Origin of the sequence: Curtobacterium sp. LFS084, from assembly GCF_047977705.1 — a bacterium.
Classification (GTDB): domain Bacteria; phylum Actinomycetota; class Actinomycetes; order Actinomycetales; family Microbacteriaceae; genus Curtobacterium.
In genome coordinates this window covers 1-16,502 of record NZ_JBFPFM010000022.1, presented here as the reverse complement: position 1 = coordinate 16,502, position 16,502 = coordinate 1, and the positions used below count along the sequence as shown (strand labels likewise).

The 16,502-nt window shown below is 72.0% G+C and carries 18 protein-coding genes; 6 read left to right on the top strand and 12 right to left on the bottom strand.

Features of this window, described 5'->3' with window-relative positions:
• Positions 1–175: 175 nt before the first annotated feature.
• The 3 genes from ACNQOV_RS12135 to ACNQOV_RS12125 all read left to right on the top strand — a co-directional run bounded on the left by ACNQOV_RS12135 (position 176) and on the right by ACNQOV_RS12125 (position 3,586).
• Positions 176–1,291: a glycerate kinase gene (locus tag ACNQOV_RS12135; protein WP_416394714.1), complete on the top strand. Its 1,116-nt coding sequence runs from the start codon at positions 176–178 to the stop codon at positions 1,289–1,291.
• Between the two features lie 143 nt (positions 1,292–1,434).
• Positions 1,435–2,481: an NAD(P)-dependent alcohol dehydrogenase gene (locus tag ACNQOV_RS12130; RefSeq protein WP_022907070.1), complete on the top strand. Its 1,047-nt coding sequence runs from the start codon at positions 1,435–1,437 to the stop codon at positions 2,479–2,481.
• 145 nt (positions 2,482–2,626) lie between these two features.
• Positions 2,627–3,586 carry a helix-turn-helix transcriptional regulator gene (locus ACNQOV_RS12125; protein WP_416394712.1) on the top strand — a complete coding sequence of 320 codons (960 nt, stop codon included), beginning with the start codon at positions 2,627–2,629 and terminating at the stop codon, positions 3,584–3,586.
• Here the strand turns inward: ACNQOV_RS12125 and ACNQOV_RS12120 are convergent.
• Genes ACNQOV_RS12120 through ACNQOV_RS12105 form a run of 4 tightly spaced genes read right to left on the bottom strand, consistent with a single transcriptional unit; the run spans position 3,583 to position 7,390 of the window.
• Positions 3,583–4,983 carry a hypothetical protein gene (locus ACNQOV_RS12120; RefSeq protein ID WP_416394710.1) on the bottom strand — a complete coding sequence of 467 codons (1,401 nt, stop codon included), beginning with the start codon at positions 4,981–4,983 and terminating at the stop codon, positions 3,583–3,585. The two genes, ACNQOV_RS12125 and ACNQOV_RS12120, sit on opposite strands and share 4 nt — an antisense overlap.
• A complete protein-coding gene (locus ACNQOV_RS12115) occupies positions 4,973–5,767 on the bottom strand; it encodes a TIGR03943 family putative permease subunit (protein ID WP_416394708.1) in 795 nt (264 codons plus the stop codon). Before ACNQOV_RS12115 ends, ACNQOV_RS12120 begins: the two co-directional genes overlap by 11 nt.
• On the bottom strand, positions 5,754–6,770 hold the full coding sequence (locus ACNQOV_RS12110; protein ID WP_416394706.1) for a permease: 1,017 nt from the start codon (positions 6,768–6,770) through the stop codon (positions 5,754–5,756). The genes ACNQOV_RS12115 and ACNQOV_RS12110 overlap by 14 nt, the downstream gene beginning before the upstream one ends.
• A gap of 41 nt (positions 6,771–6,811) precedes the next feature.
• Positions 6,812–7,390: a TetR/AcrR family transcriptional regulator gene (locus tag ACNQOV_RS12105; RefSeq protein ID WP_416394704.1), complete on the bottom strand. Its 579-nt coding sequence runs from the start codon at positions 7,388–7,390 to the stop codon at positions 6,812–6,814.
• 97 nt (positions 7,391–7,487) lie between these two features.
• Here ACNQOV_RS12105 and ACNQOV_RS12100 point away from each other — a divergent pair, with 97 nt between their 5' ends.
• Complete coding sequence (locus tag ACNQOV_RS12100; protein WP_416394702.1) at positions 7,488–7,802, top strand: DMT family transporter; 315 nt, start codon at positions 7,488–7,490, stop codon at positions 7,800–7,802.
• A 1-nt stretch (position 7,803) separates the two neighbouring features.
• Positions 7,804–8,202, top strand: coding sequence for a DMT family transporter (locus ACNQOV_RS12095; protein WP_416394700.1), 399 nt, complete (start codon positions 7,804–7,806; stop codon positions 8,200–8,202).
• Positions 8,203–8,371: 169 nt separating this feature from the next.
• Here the strand turns inward: ACNQOV_RS12095 and ACNQOV_RS12090 are convergent, their stop codons facing one another.
• Together ACNQOV_RS12090 and ACNQOV_RS12085 are read right to left on the bottom strand one after the other, a co-directional pair.
• Positions 8,372–9,511 carry a CE1758 family FMN-dependent luciferase-like monooxygenase gene (locus ACNQOV_RS12090; protein ID WP_416394698.1) on the bottom strand — a complete coding sequence of 380 codons (1,140 nt, stop codon included), beginning with the start codon at positions 9,509–9,511 and terminating at the stop codon, positions 8,372–8,374.
• Between the two features lie 110 nt (positions 9,512–9,621).
• Positions 9,622–10,422, bottom strand: a complete 801-nt coding sequence (locus ACNQOV_RS12085; protein ID WP_416394696.1) for a phosphatase PAP2 family protein — start codon at positions 10,420–10,422, stop codon at positions 9,622–9,624.
• Positions 10,423–10,756: 334 nt separating this feature from the next.
• Between ACNQOV_RS12085 and ACNQOV_RS12080 the strand changes: the two genes are divergently transcribed.
• Positions 10,757–11,206, top strand: a complete 450-nt coding sequence (locus ACNQOV_RS12080) for a DUF4383 domain-containing protein (protein WP_416394694.1) — start codon at positions 10,757–10,759, stop codon at positions 11,204–11,206.
• A gap of 194 nt (positions 11,207–11,400) precedes the next feature.
• On the opposite strand, the gene ACNQOV_RS12075 is transcribed toward ACNQOV_RS12080, so the two are convergent.
• The 6 genes from ACNQOV_RS12075 to rpmB all read right to left on the bottom strand — a co-directional run bounded on the left by ACNQOV_RS12075 (position 11,401) and on the right by rpmB (position 16,089).
• Positions 11,401–12,711 (bottom strand): ATP-dependent DNA helicase, encoded by a 1,311-nt coding sequence (locus tag ACNQOV_RS12075; protein ID WP_416394692.1) that lies wholly within the window; start codon positions 12,709–12,711, stop codon positions 11,401–11,403.
• Positions 12,708–14,651, bottom strand: coding sequence for a cytochrome c oxidase assembly protein (locus ACNQOV_RS12070; protein WP_416394691.1), 1,944 nt, complete (start codon positions 14,649–14,651; stop codon positions 12,708–12,710). The genes ACNQOV_RS12075 and ACNQOV_RS12070 overlap by 4 nt, the downstream gene beginning before the upstream one ends.
• Before the next feature lie 147 nt (positions 14,652–14,798).
• Positions 14,799–15,086, bottom strand: coding sequence for an HU family DNA-binding protein (locus tag ACNQOV_RS12065; RefSeq protein ID WP_022908191.1), 288 nt, complete (start codon positions 15,084–15,086; stop codon positions 14,799–14,801).
• A gap of 288 nt (positions 15,087–15,374) precedes the next feature.
• Positions 15,375–15,680 (bottom strand): 30S ribosomal protein S14, encoded by a 306-nt coding sequence (gene rpsN, locus ACNQOV_RS12060; protein WP_022908192.1) that lies wholly within the window; start codon positions 15,678–15,680, stop codon positions 15,375–15,377.
• 2 nt (positions 15,681–15,682) lie between these two features.
• Positions 15,683–15,853: a 50S ribosomal protein L33 gene (rpmG, locus tag ACNQOV_RS12055; protein WP_022908193.1), complete on the bottom strand. Its 171-nt coding sequence runs from the start codon at positions 15,851–15,853 to the stop codon at positions 15,683–15,685.
• Positions 15,853–16,089: a 50S ribosomal protein L28 gene (gene rpmB / locus ACNQOV_RS12050; protein WP_022903747.1), complete on the bottom strand. Its 237-nt coding sequence runs from the start codon at positions 16,087–16,089 to the stop codon at positions 15,853–15,855. Before rpmB ends, rpmG begins: the two co-directional genes overlap by 1 nt.
• Positions 16,090–16,502: the final 413 nt, after the last annotated feature.

Here is a 16,502-nt window from a genome sequence, read left to right as displayed (position 1 = left end):
GGTCTCGGCGCTGACCGTCCTGGTTCGCGGATCGCGGGTTTCGCGAACCAGGACGGTCAGCGACGCGGATCGATGGGCGGTCCCGAGCGTGACGGGCGGGACGCGTCGTGGCGGCCGGGCCCTCGGACCAGCCGGGGTGGGCCGGATGGGCCGGGTGGACCGCTACGGTGGTGCCGTGCGCATCGTGGTGGCTCCGGACTCGTTCAAGGGGACGGCGACCGCAGCCGAGATCGCTGCGGCCGTCCGCGACGGCTGGCTCACCGAGCGACCGGGCGACGAGGTCGTCCTCGCGCCGATGGCGGACGGCGGCGAGGGCACGCTCGACGCGTTCGAGAGCGCGATCCGCCTGACCACCCGGGTCCCCATCACCGTCACCGGCCCCGCCGGGACCCCCGTCGACACCCACTGGCTGCGACTGCCGGACGGCCGCGCCGTGGTGGAACTCGCCGCGACGAGCGGGCTCCCCCTGCTGCCGGAGGCCCTGCCCGACACCGCGACGAGCCGGGGCTTCGGCGAGGCGATCGCCGCCGCGCTCGACGACGGGGCGACCGGGCTCGTGCTCGGCATCGGCGGCAGCGCCTCGACCGACGGCGGTGCGGACGCACTGATCGGGCTGGGCGCACTCGTCCACCAGGCTCCCGCGGTGCCCGAACACCCACCGCGGCCGCAGCAGGGCGCCGAGCTGCTCGACGACGTCACAAGCGTCGACACCACGTGGATGCGGCGGCTGCCGGAGCACGGCGCCGTCGTGCTGACCGACGTCACCTCGCCCCTGCTCGGACCGACGGGGGCCGCGGCGGTGTTCGGCCCGCAGAAGGGCATCACGCCCGACCGGATCGCCGCCTTCGACGCCCGCCTGGCCAACTGGGCACGGTGCTTCCCCGAGGTCGACCCCGCGACACCGGGTGCCGGAGCGGCCGGTGGTGTCGGGTTCGGGCTGCTCGCCTGGGGCGCGACCCTGGCGGGCGGCGCGGACGGGGTCGCCGAGGTCCTCGGGCTGCCGGCCCTCCTCGACGGCGCCGACGTGGTGATCACGGGCGAGGGACGGTTCGACGGGCAGTCCGCCGCCGGCAAGGTGCCGAGCGTGGTGCGCGCCCTCGCGACGCGGCACGCCCCCGCTGCCCGGGCGATGCTCGTCGCCGGCGCGATCGAGGCAGCGCTCGACGACTTCGACGCCGCTGCCTCGCTCACCGTCCTGGCGACGCAGACGACGGGCGAGCCGGACGACGCCCTCGCCGACCCGTTGCGCTTCGCCCGGATCGCCGGCCAGCGACTCGCCCGCCTGGCCTGACGCGCGGCGAGCGGGACGCCCGCACGCGACACGCCGGCATTCCGTACAGGGGTGCCCCAACGTGACCCCCCACGCGATGGCGCGCTCCACGAGACTGGTCGTGGGCCGGACCCGGCCCGCACCGCACCACCCACGAGGAGACCATGCGCACCGTCAACGCGTACGCCGCACCGTCGGCCACCGAGCCGCTCGTCAAGACCACCATCACCCGTCGCGACGTCGGCCCGAACGACGTCGAGATCGACATCGCCTACGCCGGCATCTGCCACTCGGACATCCACACCGTCCGCGGCGAGTGGGGCCAGATCCAGTACCCGCAGGTCGTCGGCCACGAGATCGTCGGCCACGTGTCGGCCGTCGGTGAGAACGTCACGAAGCACCAGGTCGGCGACCGCGTCGGCGTCGGCTGCATGGTGAACTCCTGCGGCGAGTGCGAGAACTGCGTCAAGGGCGAGGAGCAGTACTGCCTCAAGGGCAACATCGGCACCTACGCCTCGGTCGACCCCGCCGACGGCTCGATCACGCAGGGCGGCTACTCGCAGGCCGTCGTCGTGAACGAGGACTTCGTGCTCCGCGTCCCCGAGTCGCTCGACATCGAGAAGGTCGCGCCGCTGCTCTGCGCCGGCATCACGCTGTACTCGCCGCTGCACCACTGGAAGGCCGGCCCCGGCAAGAAGGTCGCGATCGTCGGCCTCGGCGGGCTCGGCCACATGGGCGTGAAGATCGCCGCCGCACTCGGCGCCGAGGTCACCGTCCTGTCGCAGACCACCTCCAAGCAGGAGGACTCGCTCCGCTTCGGCGCCGTGGCCCACCACGCGACGAAGGACCCGGAGACCTTCGAGCAGCTCGCGAACTCGTTCGACCTCATCATCAACACGGTGTCGGCGAAGATCCCGATGGGCGCCTACCTCGGCCTCCTCAAGGTCGACGGCACGATGGTCAACGTCGGTGCCCCGGCCGAGCCGCTCGAGGTCCCCGCGTTCGCCCTGATCGGCTCGCGTCGCAGCTGGGCCGGTTCGGCCATCGGCGGCATCCGCGAGACCCAGGAGATGCTCGACTTCTGCGCCGAGCACGGCATCCTGCCGGAGACCGAGCTCATCAGCGCCGACCAGGTCAACGAGGCCTACGAGCGGGTCCTGTCCTCGGACGTCCGCTACCGCTTCGTGATCGACGCGGCCACCCTCGCCTGACGCGCGTCACGATCTGACGGGAGGCGCGGTGCCGGACGGCACCGCGCCTCCCGTCCGTCGTCCGGTCTGTCCCCACAACGCGAGCGGCTCGTCCGGCTCGCGCAGCGCGGTGTCCCGCCCCTCCTCGGCGCGACAGACTCGGGGGATGACGAGCACGGCGGGCGAGGGAAGCGCGTCCCTGGTGTCCTTCGCCGGCACGGACACCGACGCGGCCGTCACCGAGCTCGCCGGCATGTACGCCGGACGGGCCTGGCGTTCGAGCCGCACCGAGGGCGAGTACTGGTACCGCTACGTCGGCGTCGGCGACGACCGGATGAGCGTCCGGCGGTCGCAGATGAACGGCTCGCTCCACGGAGACGTCGCCGTCGAGGGCGAGATCGTCGTCCAGTGGATCGACTCGGGCACCGCATCGCTCGAGGTCGGCGGCACCGAGGTCCGGATGCAACCAGGCGTCCCCACGCTGTTCCCGATCGAACGCCGGTTCGACGTGGACTACCGCGACTGGGACCAGCGGCTCGTGCACCTGCGGCGAGATCTCGTGCTCGACGTCGCCTCGGAGCGGTACCTCGTCGACGGGGCGGTCGACTTCGACACGACGACCCCGCCGACCGCCGGGTCGGTCGACCGGTGGCGCCGGACGGTCGCGTCGTCGGTGCACGCGCTCCGTACCGCAGGCGCGGACTCGCTCGCCTGGCAGGAGTCCCAGCGCGAGGTCGCCCGGTCGCTGCTCGAGATGTACCGCTTCCGTGCCGAGCTGGCGCCGGCCGGCTGGAGCGGGCACCGCAACGCACGCATCCGCACGGCCGTCGAGTACCTGCACGCCAACGCGCACGAACCCCTGACGGTGACGGACGTCGCCCGGGCCGCCGACCTCAGCGTGCGCGGACTGCAGGAGGCGTTCCAGCGCACCCTCGACCGGTCCCCGATGCAGTACCTGCGCGAGGTCCGGCTCCGACGGTGCCACGACGACCTCGCTGCCGCGACACCGGGCCAGGTGTCCGTCGCCGACGTCGCCGCCCGCTGGGGCTTCACCCACATGGGCCGGTTCTCGGGCGAGTACCTCCGTCGGTTCGGCGAGTACCCGAAGCAGACCCTCCGCCGCTAGCCGACCTCGTCGCCGGAGGGCAGTGCGCTGCACCAGTCCACGGTCTCCGCCCCGACGCTCGCCTCGAGCGCGCCCGAGGTCGCGTCGACGACGCTCACGAGCGACCCCGTCGCCGACTTGGTCGCGACGGCGACGAACTGGCTGTTCGGGGACGGGCAGACCGCGGTGATGCTCGCGTCCGACGGCACGCTCACGGGCAGCCGGGAGGCGCGGTCCCCGTCCACCCGCACGATCCGCTGGGCGAGGGTGCCGTCAGAGCGCACGTCGCCGACGACACGCAGGTACGCGTCGTCGGTCAGCTGTGCGATCCGGCCGAGGTACGCGGCGTCGGTGCTGCCGGCGGGCGCCCGCAGCGCGGTCCGGTCCCCGTCGGTGAGGTCGAGGCGGACGATGCCCGTGCCCGTCTCCACGACGGCGGTCGTCCCGGTGCCGACGAAGCCGTGCAGGTACGTCGCGCTCCCCAGTCGGACGGGGTCGGTCCGGCCGCTCATGTCGACGAGCACGAGGTCGTCGCTACCGGTCCGGACGAGGGCGCTCTCGGTGCGCGGGACGTACGCCCACTGCCCGACGCTCATCGGGACCGCGCCCGTCCTGGGCTTCCCGCTCGCGTCGATCGCCGTCGGCAGGTGCGTGCCGGTCATGTCGACGACGTAGAGACCGACGTTCCGGGACTGCCCGGTCGAAGTGTCCGCGTACTCGAACCCGAACGACGCCCCGTCGTCGGCGGCGTGCAGCGCGGTGACCCGCCCCTCGGCGGTGGGCAGGGTCAGGTGCTCGACCGGGGCGTCCTCGTCCTGCACACCGCCCGCGAGCGGCACGATGTCGACGGCGGACCCCGCGTCGGTGCCGGTCACCACCACCAGCGACCGGCCGAGCCGCACGTACTCCGAGATGCCGGCGGCCCGGTAGACGGTAGTCGCCCCGCCGGCGTCCAGCGAGCGGCGGACGATCCGGTCCGGGGTACCGGCGCCGCCGGGGACGAGCGCGAGCACGTCGGTGCTGCCGGTCCGGACGGAGGCCCGCAGGTCGGCGGTAGCACGCTGCCCGGGCGCGCGGACGCCCGCGACCCGGATCTCGTACGAGCGGTCGTAGGCGAGCGGGCCGGCGAACTCGACCGCGATGGTGTTGCCGCTCGACGTCACGGTGTGGGCCGCGGCCGGACGTACCGTCACCTCGTTCGCGGACACCCGCTCGACCGCCTGGTTCGCGGTGAGGATCACGCGCTGCGCCGGTCGGGACACCAGGCCGACGGCGTCGTACGAGACGTCACGGAGGCGCGGACCCTGCTGCGATCCGACGACCGCCGCGGCGGTGCCGACGACCACGAACACCAGCACGGTCGCGACGAGGCGACGGCGGAAGCGGTTCCGCGGTCGGCTGCGCAGCTCAGTACTCATACGGGTCCTCGGGCTGCTGGATCGCCTGCACGCTGGCGGCCCGGATGACGATCCGGGCGTCGGCCGACTGGTCGGGGTTGGCGGCGAGCGCCCCGGTCACCCGCACCCACCGCCCCTCGTCCGGCACCGTGCCGTCCGTGACGACCCCGAGCCCGACGGGTTGGGCGTCCACCGCGCAGCAGCTGATCACGAACCGGGTCAGCGTGAACGAGCCGTCCGAGCCGGGCACGACGAAGCCGGTGAGCCGCACGCGCTTCCCGACGAGCGACGAGGTGTCCGTGGTCTGCCGGATGAGTGCGGCCCAGTCCTTCACGCCGTACTCCGACGTGTCGACCGAGGTGCTGCCGAGCAGCGACACCGCGGCCTCGGAGCCGGTGGCGTTCGACAGCGTCGCGGAGTCCACGCTCCGCTGCTGGGCGGTGCGTGCCGACAGCGTCGTCGGGGGGAGCACCAGCATGGCGACGGTGACCCCGATCGTGACGAGGGCCGCGGCACCGCCGAGGACGGCCCGCGTGCGACGGGCCGCACCCGATTGCCGGTGCTCGTGCTCGTGCTCGTGCTCGTCGTGGTCGTGGTCGTGCCCGTGTCCCCGCGCCACGACGACCAGACCTGCGACGGCGGCCGGGACCGCGACGGCCGCGAGCACGACGGTGAAGACCGCGTAGCGCGGGTTGATGTACAGGTCGAGGTGCCCGGCGAGGGCGAGCCACAGGGTGCACGACGCCACCGCGAGGACGGACCCGAGGCCGAGGTACGACGGCAGTCGGGACTCAGACGAGGACATTCATCACCAACCCGACGGTCGCGGCGAACAGGACGCAGACGACCGCGAGCAGCACCAGGAAGCGCGCACGGAATGTCGTCCGGAGCAGGGCGATCATCTTGACGTCGATGATCGGCCCGATGATGAGGAACGCGGTGATGGACCCGGGCAGGAAGGTCGACGCGAAGGACAGGGCGAAGAAGGCGTCGACGTTCGAGCACAGCGACACCGTCATCGCGAGCAGCATCATCGCGGCGACGGACAGGACCGGGTTCGCCCCGATCGCCACCAGGGTGGACCGGGGCACCGCGACCTGGATCGCGGCGGCGAGCCCGGCGCCGACGAACAGCGCGGGCATCATCGTGGCGGTCTCGCCACCGAACTGGGCGGCGCTGTCCCGCCAGCGGTTCCGCGACCGCGGGGCGCCGATCGCCGCACGGCAGCGGGCCTCGAACGCGGGCAGGAGGAGCTCGGCGGGTCGGCGGTGCGCGGCGACGATCCAGCCGACCAGGTTCGCCACCACGAAGCCGCCCACGATGCGCACCGGCAGGATCCAGCCGGACCACCCGAACGCCTGCGCGGTGCTGATGATCACGAGCGGGTTGAGGATCGGTGCGGCGACGAGGAACGTGACCGCCTCGGCCGGGGTGAACCCGCGCAGCATGAGGCCGCGGGCGAGCGGGACGTTGCCGCACTCGCACACCGGGAACAGCATGCCGATCAGGGAGATCACGGCCCGGCGTGGGATCGGCCGCTGTGGCAGGACCCGCTCGAGCGCGCCGACGGGCACCCACACCTCGACCACGATGGACAGCACGATGCCGAGCACGACGAACGGCAGGGACTCGACGACGACGCTGATCGCCAGGGTGAGGAAGTCCTGCACCACGTCCGGCAGTCCCGCGGTGCCGACGGCCGGCGAGAGCAGCCGGATCCCGAGCAGCAGGACGACGGCGAGCAGCACCAGCCCGGGGCCGGTGAACACCCGGGCGCTCGTGCGCTGCGGCGGCGTGGTCGTCGTCACCGGGCAAGGATAGGCGACCGGCGCTCCGTGGAGGGTGTCCGTCAGGCCTGCGCGATCGTGTCGAGGTGCCGGTCGAGCACGGCGATCGTCCACTCGCCGGACTCCCCCGGCGCCAGGCGCACGACGTGCATCGCGAGCCCGTCGATGAGCGCGTGCAGCCGACGGGCCTCGTACTCGCGGTCGGCGGACCGCACCCCCACGAGGTCGAGGACCTCGGCGCTCCACGTGCCCATCTCGGCGACGACGCGGTCGAGGGCGGGTCGGAGTCCGGCGTCCGTCAGGGCCGCGTTCCCGAGGGCCAGGTAGACCTCGAGCTCGATCACGCGCTCGTCGTCGAGGGGCAGCAGCTCGAGCAGGATCCGGTGTGCACGCTCGCGGGCGGGGAGGGCGTCGGGGATCGCGGCGATGCGCTCCCGGGTGCGGTCGAAGACCAGCGTGATGGTGTGCTCGCGGAGGCTCGACTGCGTCGGGAAGACGTAGCGGACGGTGCTCGGCGGCAGCCCCGCCTCGGCCGCGACGTTCCGCACGCTCAGGGCGCCGAGACCGTCCCGGGCGAGGACCCGGAACGCCGCCACGGACACGGTGCGACGGCGTCCGTCGAGGTCGATGCTCCTGGCCACACCGCAATACTCGCACAGTCGTGCGAGTTCGTGCTACCGTGGAGTCCGTTGTCGCACAGTCGTGCGACTTGCGGAACGAGATCGAAGGGAGACCGTCATGGCGTGGGCAGTCCTCGTCCTGTCGGGCGTGCTCGAGGCGGTGTGGGCCACCGCGCTCGGCGCGTCGAACGGCTTCAGGAAGGTCGTGCCGACGATCGTGTTCGCCGCCGGCATGGCGCTCAGCATGGTCGGACTGGCGTTCGCGATGACGGCGATCCCGGTCGGCACCGCCTACGCGGTCTGGGTCGGCATCGGCGCCTCGCTGACGGTCGTCGTCGCGATCCTCCGTCGACAGGAGGCCGCGTCGGTCGCCCGGGTCGCGCTCGTCCTCGGCCTCGTCGCCTGCGTGGTCGGCCTGAAGGTGGTGAGCTGAGGTGGCATGGATCGTCCTGTTCGTCAGCGCCACGCTCGAGACCGTGTGGGCGACCGCCCTCGGCGAGAGCGAGGGCTTCACCCAGCTCCGGCCGACGATCGTCTTCGCGGTCACCATCATGGTGAGCCTCGGCGCCTTCGGCTACGTCCTCAAGCACATCCCGATCAGCACCGCGTACGCCGTCTGGACGGGGACCGGTGCCGCACTCACCGTCCTGTGGGGCATGGCCACCGGCGCGGAGCCCGTGACCGCGTTGCGCCTGCTGTTCATCGCCGGCATCGTCGGCTGCGTCGTCGGTCTGAAACTCGTGCCGGCCCGCCCGGTGCGGGCCAGCCTCCCCGGCCGAGCTCTCGCGCTGAGCGACAGCTCACGCGCCGCCGGCCCCGTGGCCCGTCGCTGACCCCGAAACCCAGCTCGCGCCGTGGACGCATGCCGAGACGGACAGGAGGCGCGGTGCCAGCCGGCACCGCGCCTCCCGTCCGATCTGGGGCCACGCTCACCGCGCATGGTGAGCAGCAATGGTCGGGTCACCTTGCGGGACCCGACCATTGCTGCTCACGAAGCGAGCGTCAGACGGACGCGCCCGTCCACTCGTCCTCGGCGGCGACGTGGTCGCTGCCCAGGGTGCCGGCGGCCATCGCGGCGGCCACGCGGTCGGCGTGCGACGGCGGGTTCGACGGCACGCCTTCCGGCCGGCCCTCCTCGTTGACCCTCCGGAGCTCGGGGACGATGTCCTCGGCGAGGATGTCGATCTGCTCGAGCACCGTCTTGAGCGGCAGCCCGGCGTGGTCGACGAGGAACAGCTGGCGCTGGTAGTGCCCGACGTGGTCCTTCATCGCGGCGTACCGGTCGATCACCTGCTGCGGCGAACCGACCGTGAGCGGGGTCTGCTCGGTGAAGTCCTCCATCGAGGGACCGTGGCCGTAGACCGGGGCGTTGTCGAAGTACGGGCGGAACTCGGCGACGGCGTCCTGCGAGTTCTTCCGCGCGAAGAACTGGCCGCCGAGCCCGACGATCGCCTGGTCGGCACGCCCGTGCCCGTAGTGCTCGAAGCGCTGACGGTAGAGGCCCACCATCTGCTCGGTGTGCTGGATCGGCCAGAAGATGTTGTTGTGGAGGAACCCGTCGCCGTAGTACGCGGCCTGCTCGGCGATCTCCGGCGTGCGGATCGAGCCGTGCCATACGAAGGGCGGGACGCCGTCGAGCGGACGCGGGGTCGAGGTGAAGCCCTGCAGCGGCGTGCGGAACTTCCCCTGCCAGTTGACGACGTCGTTCTCCCAGAGCTGGCGGACGAGCGCGTAGTTCTCGATCGCGAGGTTGACGCCCTGGCGGATGTCCTGCCCGAACCACGGGTAGACCGGCCCCGTGTTGCCGCGGCCCATCATGAGGTCCATGCGGCCGTCGGAGATGACCTGGAGCATCGCGTACTCCTCGGCGATGCGCACCGGGTCGTTCGTGGTGATGAGGGTCGTCGACGTCGAGAGCGTGATGTGCTTCGTGCGTCCGGCGAGGTAGCCGAGCATGGTGGTCGGGCTCGAGGCCACGAACGGCGGGTTGTGGTGCTCGCCGGTCGCGAAGACGTCGAGCCCCGCCTGGTCGGCGTGCTCGGCGATCGTCAGGATGTCGCGGACCCGCTGGGTGTCGTCCGGGGTCGTCCCGGTGGTGGGGTCGGTCGTGACGTCACTGACCGTGAAGATGCCGAACTGCATGATGCGCCGCCTTCCGCGGAGTCCCTCCGCCTGCGATTTCGATGCGTTTGCATCGACTTGCTCGGTACAACGTACCGCAGCGCCCGGCATTCCCGCCAGGGGTCCACGCCCTACCGGACCGGCAGTGCCTCGGTGTCCGTCCGCGCCGCGTGGTGCATGCCGTCCGCGATCCAGACGATCGTCACCACGGCGAGGACGCTCGCGCTCGACGCCATCCGACCAGCGACGAGGATGGCGGCGTGGTCGTGCACCCCGCCCGAGACGCCGTACACCAGGGCTGCGACGCCGACCAGGAACGTGACGCCGGTGGCGACCAGGAGGACCCAGGTCACCAGGCGGCGCGGCCCGCGGCGTCCGTCCCGGTCACCGCGCGCACCACGGTCGACCCGCGGCCCGAGCGCGCGGACCGCGCCGACCCAGAACAGCGCGATGGCACAGGCGCCGATGATGTCGCTCACCCGGTGCCAGCCGTAGACGACCGTCTGGTTCGCGACGAACACCGCGTAGGCGGCGCCCACGACCACGACGAGCGGGCGGAACCGACGCGGCGTGACCATCAGGACGGCGAAGAGTGCGGCGAGGGCGATGGTGGCGTGGCCGGACGGGAACGAGTTCGGCGTCGTGGACTCGGCGATCTCCGGGCGCTCGGCGATACGCTTGACGAGCGTCGAGGTGGCTGCCGAGGCGAGCACGACGACACCGGCTCCGAGCCCCACCGCGAGCCGGCGCCGAGCGAGTGCGACGGCGGCGATCACGACCACGAGCAACAGGATCACCGGTACCGAGATGACGTTCAGGGCAGTGTCCGACGAGAACAGGTCGGATTCCCGGACCCCGCCGAGTGCGGCGTCCTCGACCCGCTGCCCCACCGGCGTCAACACCGCCACCGCGTAGACGAGAGGCACGATCACGAACCCCAGAGCCGACAACAGTCCCCACCGCACCCTCCGTGAGACGCTCGGTCCACGCGACTCGGGTGCGGTGCGTTCGGGCGTTCGGGTCACCGGGCTGGTCCTCCTCGGGGTGCTGGTCGTCGGTGTCGTTGCACGTCTGGTCACGCGCGTGCGATTCGGACGGTCGGGGTCCGACACGATACCGTTGGGACGCCGGTCGGAGCCTGGGAACCGCGGGGCAGCGACCTTCGGATCCGGGAACGTGTCGACCGGTCGCGCGCGGTCGAACGCACCGGCGCGCATCGCCGGACCGGCGGACACGACGCCGGTTGCGTACGAGGAGGAAACCGAAGTGTCCATCAAGGAACCGAGCATCACCGCTTCCCCGAACCGCGGTCTCGCGCTCACCGTGGGGGCGTTGCTCTTCGTCTGGGGCATCCTCGGGTTCTTCTTCGCCGCCGACGGCGACCCGGGCTTCTTCAGCCGTAAGGGCGGCATGCTCTGGAACGCGTTCGGGGTGAACCCGCCGCTCGCGCTCCTGTGGGTGCTGCTCGCCGCCGTGCTGCTCATCGTCGGGCTCGGCAACACCGTCGGGTCGCGCAACGCGAACGTCCTGGTGGGCGTCGTGCTCGTCGTGCTCGCGGTGTACGGCTTCGTGTTCGTGAACACCTCGGCGAACGTGTTCGCACTCAACACCACGGACAACGTCTTCCACGCGATCGTCGGCGTGGTCCTCCTGCTCACGGCGTTCGGCGCCGACAAGGAGAACCTCCGCGCACTCCGGGCCGCCGCCCGGGGCTGACCCTCGCGTCTTCGACGCCCCGCCCGCCCGTCGTGGCCGGCGGGGCGTCGTGCGTCCGGGGCGCGGCCGATGCGTCGTCCGGACGGCGGCGCAGGCCGGGCCGGGCTGCACCGGGCCGCGGCGTGCCGGACCGTACAGTGCCGGCCCGGGCCGGGCCACGCCGCATCGCGTCGCGTCGCGCCGGACCGGGGGGGTCAGTCGGCGTCGTCGGGGGCCGGGGCCGCCTCGAGCTCCGTCGCCACGACCCGGGGCGCCTCGGACATGAAGCGCCGGACGTCGAGGTCCACGATGATGTCCTGCGGCCGCAGCGGCCGGGTGAGGTACAGGCCCTCGAGCGAGGTCAGCCGCGACAGCGCGACGTACGTCTGGCCGGCGCTGAACACCCGGTTGCCGAGGTCGACCACCGCACGGTCGTAGGTGCTGCCCTGCGACTTGTGGATGGTCACCGCCCAGGCGAGGCGCAGCGGGAACTGCTGGAACTCCCCCACGGTGTCCTTCTTGAGTTCCTTCTTGTCGGGGTCGTACGAGTACTTGAACTTCTCCCAGACCGACGGCTGGACCTCGAACGACTCGCCGTCGACGTCGACCCACACCGTGTCGCGGATCGTCTGCACGACCCCGAGGGTCCCGTTCACCCACCGCTGGTCGGGGTCGTTCCGGAGGAACATCACGTGCGCGCCGGGCTTCAGCTCGAGGGCTTCGTCGGCGGGGAAGTTCCGGCCGCCGAAGTCCCCGTTCACGTCGGCGCGTGCCGTCCGCACCTTGCCGGGCAGCCGGTCGAGCGCGGCCTTGTTGATGCGCGCCACGGTGTCGTTCCGGGTCGCCAGGGTGATGGCGTCGTCCGGGGCGGTCCGTGCACCCGCGGCGTTGAGCTGCCCGGCCACGTCGGCCGTCACGCGCCCGTGGCGGACGGCGGTCAGCATCGCGGCGAAGGCGTCGTCGCGCTGCCGGTGCACCGTCGCGAGCTCGACGATGTGGAGCTCGGCTTCGAGCCACACCTTGGCGTCGAAGAACCACATCGAACGGTAGTGGTCGGTGAAGTACGCGCGCTCGTCGCCGTCGCCCGGCACCGGCGGCAGCTGGTACGGGTCGCCGAACATGACGACCTGCACGCCGCCGAACGCCTCGAACTGGCGCCCGCGGGCCTTCCGCAGCGACCGGTCCATCGCGTCGAGCAGGTCGGCGTTCACCATCGAGACCTCGTCGATCACGAGGGTGTCGATCGTGTTGAGGAGCTTGCGGGTGTCCGGCCCCTGCCGGAGGTCGGCGTCGGCGATGAGCCCGATCGGCAGCCGGAAGAGCGAGTGGATCGTCTGGCCGCCGACGTTCAGCGCAGCGACCCCGGTCGGCGCGCAGATGACGACCTGCTTCTCGGTGTTCCACGACAGGTGGTTCAGCAGCGTCGACTTGCCGGTGCCCGCCCGACCGGTGATGAACACGTGGTCGCGGGTGTGCTCGATGTACTCGAAGACGGCGCGCTGCTCGGCGCTGAGCTCGACGCTCATCGCGCCGACACCGGGTCACCCGGACCGACGGTGCGCGTGGAGTCGGCGGTCGCGCCCCGCTGGCCCGTTCGCACACGGACGAGTCCGACGGCGACGACGGTCACGACGACCGCGATGCCGGCGACCACGAGCACCGTGCCGGCGCGGGCCTGGTCGACGAGCGGATCCGGCCCCCACGTGCGCCCCATCGCACCGAACCAGGACGCCTGCAGGAGCCCGAGCGGTCCGCGCATCGCGATGCCGAGCGAGACGAGCCCGGCGGCCACCACGACCGCCCCGGCGATCCGGACCGCGAGCGCCGACGGCGACGCCGCCCGCGCCCCGGCGGCGACCGGCGTGAGGAGGGTGGGCACGGCGAGGAGCCCCACGAGCAGGAACCCGACGTCGATCACGGTCCGCCCCGTCGGGTCGCTGATCGACCACCGGAGCGCGTCGGTCGCGAAGAACGCCCACCACGCGGCGGCGAGGAACAGGAACGCCGGGAAGGGCTGCACGAGGTACCGCACCGCCGGGTTGTCGACGAGGACCCCGGTCCACTCGCGGACACCCGTGCTGTCGTCGTCACGCGGGTGCACGGCCCGGCGGATGAGCTGCACCGGCGCGGCCGCCCAGACGAGCGCCGGCACGACGAGCCCGAGCAGCACGTGCGAGCCGACGTTCGCGGACACGAGGAAGCGGTCGTAGGTGTGGAGCGCACCGGACGTCGCGACGACGAGCGCGACGATCGCGATGCCCGCCGCGACGGTCCGGCGGACCGGCCAGCGCACGCCCGCTCGACGCAGGCGGACGACGCCGGCCGCGTACGCCGCGGCGAGCAGCACGGCCGCCATCAGCCAGAACAGGTCGATGTTCCACGCCGTCAGCCACCCCCAGGCACCCGGTGCGTGCGGCAGGGGGTCGTCGGTGAGCAGCTCGGCCGGCGACGGGTTCGTGGTCTTGCTCAGGGCGACCTGGTCGACCGGGGTCGCGGTCCGGCCGAGCGCCGCGGCGAACCCGCTGGCGACGCCCATGACAGCGAGCTCGGCCACCACGAGGAGCCAGAACGGACCGCGGCGTCCGGGTGCGGCGACGAGGGAGCGGATCGTCCGCTGACGCTGCACGGCGCCGAAGACCCCGATCGCGACGATGGCCGCGATCTTGACGAGCACCAGCACCCCGTAGGGGGTGAACAGGTTCGCGAGCACCCCGACGCGGATCTGCGCGGTCGCCACACCGGAGACGGCCACGAGCACGAAGCACCCGAGCGCGATGCTCGAGTACCGGCCGACGACGACCGGCAGACGGTCCCCGTCGATCACGGGACGCAGCAGCGCGAGCATGACGAGACCGCCCACCCAGAGCGCGGCACCGACGAGGTGGAGGCCCAGGGCGGTCACCGCGGCGTCGTGGCTCGCGGTGCCGGCAGCGTGCCCCTGCTGGGCGAGCGGGAGCAGGCCGATCATGGCGACGCCCGCGGTGAGGGCGACCATGCCCCGTGCGCGCACGGCGAAGCAGAGCACCGTGACCGCCGCCGCGACGAGGACCGTGACGAGCCAGGCGAGGCCGAGCTCGGTCCCGGTGAGGAACACCCCCATCGACTGCCCGAACTGCTCGTCGATGCTGATCGTCGAGCCGGCGACGCTGAGGAACGTGAAGAAGGTCGAGACGGCGGCGGCCACCGTCCAGACGCCCGCGGCACCGGCGGCGACGTCGATCGCCCGGTTCCACTCGGGCGCCGTGCGCGACAACCCGACGGTCGCGAGCGCGAGGCCACCGATCGTGGTGGCGGCGGCGAGGTCCACGACCATGCGGGCGATCGGCAGCCCGAACCGGACGACGGCACCGGGATCGGCGATGAGCGCGGCGTTCGCCCCGCCCCCGATGACCAGCGCGACGAGGAGGGACACGAACCCGACGAGCAGCAGCACGCCGGGGCCGGCGATGCGCGCGATCCGATCCACCCGTCAAGCCTAGGCGCTGGCCGACCCGGCCACGGAATCGAGCGAGCCGACCTGTGGGCGGCGATCCGCGCCTCCTGGCTGTGGGGGAGGACCCCGGGAACGACGAAAGGGACGACCGGAGTCGTCCCTTCCGTTCGCGGAGCGGTCTTACTTGACGGCAGCCTTGAGCTTCGAGCCGGCGCTGACCTTGACCGAGTCGCTCGCGGCGATCTCGATGGCCTCGCCCGTCTGCGGGTTGCGGCCGGTGCGGGCGGCGCGGTGGGTCTTCTCGAAGGCGATCCAGCCGGGGATCGTGACCTTGGTGCCGTCGGCGACCGAGCCGGAGACGACGGAGAAGAGCGCGTCGACGACGCCGTTGACGGTGGCCTGGCTCTGGCCGGACTCAGCGGCGACGGCAGCGACGAGCTCGGTGCGGTTCAGGGACTTGTCAGCCATGGATGTCCTCCTCGGACTTCTTGCAGTATCGGTCGGACGACTTCTCGTCCGGCGCCCGGAGCGGGTGCTCCGTGCCACGGTGCCGGCGGGCGTGAGACCCTGCGGAACCGGAGTCGAACGTACCAGCCACCCGAGGCGAAATCTGCCGACTCGCCCGGATTTCCGGGGTTGTCGGGCTCCTGACGGGGCGAATGTGACCGATGTGACGAAGATGTCCCCCGAAACGACCCGGGAACGGCGAACGCCCCGCCACCACTCGGGTGTCGGGGCGTTCGCGGAAGCAGGTGCTTACCAGGAGCTCTTCGTGATGCCCGGCAGCTCGCCACGGTGGGCCATGTCGCGGAAGCGGACACGGCTGATGCCGAACTCACCGAGGTGGCCACGGGGGCGACCGTCGATGGCGTCGCGGTTGCGGTAGCGGACCGGCGACGCGTCGCGCGGGAGCTTCTGCAGACCGACGCGAGCGGCCTCACGCGACTCGTCGGTGCCGTTCGGGTCCACGAGGGCCTTCTTCAGCTCGAGACGACGCTCGGCGTAGCGCGCGATGATCTCGGCGCGCTGGTTGTTCTTCGCGATCTTGCTCTTCTTCGCCATGCTTAGCGCTCCTCACGGAAGTCGACGTGCTTGCGGATCACCGGGTCGTACTTCTTGAGCACGAGACGGTCCGGGTTGTTGCGACGGTTCTTCTTGGTCACGTAGGTGAACCCGGTGCCCGCCGTCGAGCGGAGCTTGATGATCGGACGAACGTCCTGACCCTTCTTGGCCATCAGATCTTCTCCCCACGGGCGAGGAGATCCTTGACCACGGACTCGATGCCGCGTGCGTCGATCACCTTGATGCCCTTCGCGCTGAGCGTGAGCGTGACGTTACGACGAAGCGAGGGCACGTAGTACGTCTTCTTCTGCACGTTCGGGTCGAAGCGACGCTTCGTCCGGCGGTGCGAGTGCGAGATGTTGTGTCCGAAGCCGGGGGTGGCTCCGGTCACCTGGCACACTGCTGCCATGGTTTCCTCCTGAGGTACCGTGCGACCGGACGGCCGCACCCAAGTTCACTTGCCTGGCGCGCACGCGCTCGGTCGCGGAGCGACGGAACGAGGGGGTTGTGCGCACCGCCCAGGCCTGCGGTCCCTGTCGAAGGGGCCGTTGACACCGCGCGACCGCGGCGTTCGCGACGGTCGGAGGGCTTGGAACAACTGGGTTCGCCACGCGGACGTGGAGAACCAAGGGTCAACAGTACGCGACGACCGGGCGTGTCGCAAACTGCCGCGGCGACGTGGGTCGCCCTGGAGGCACGCCCCGGCTCCGGCGGGCACGTTCGTGAGCAGGAATGGTCGGGTCACGGTCGGCCAGCCGACACCTTCTGCTCACCAAGTGAGCAGGGCGGGCGCGCGCGGCGCGGCGCGGCGCGGCGCGGCGC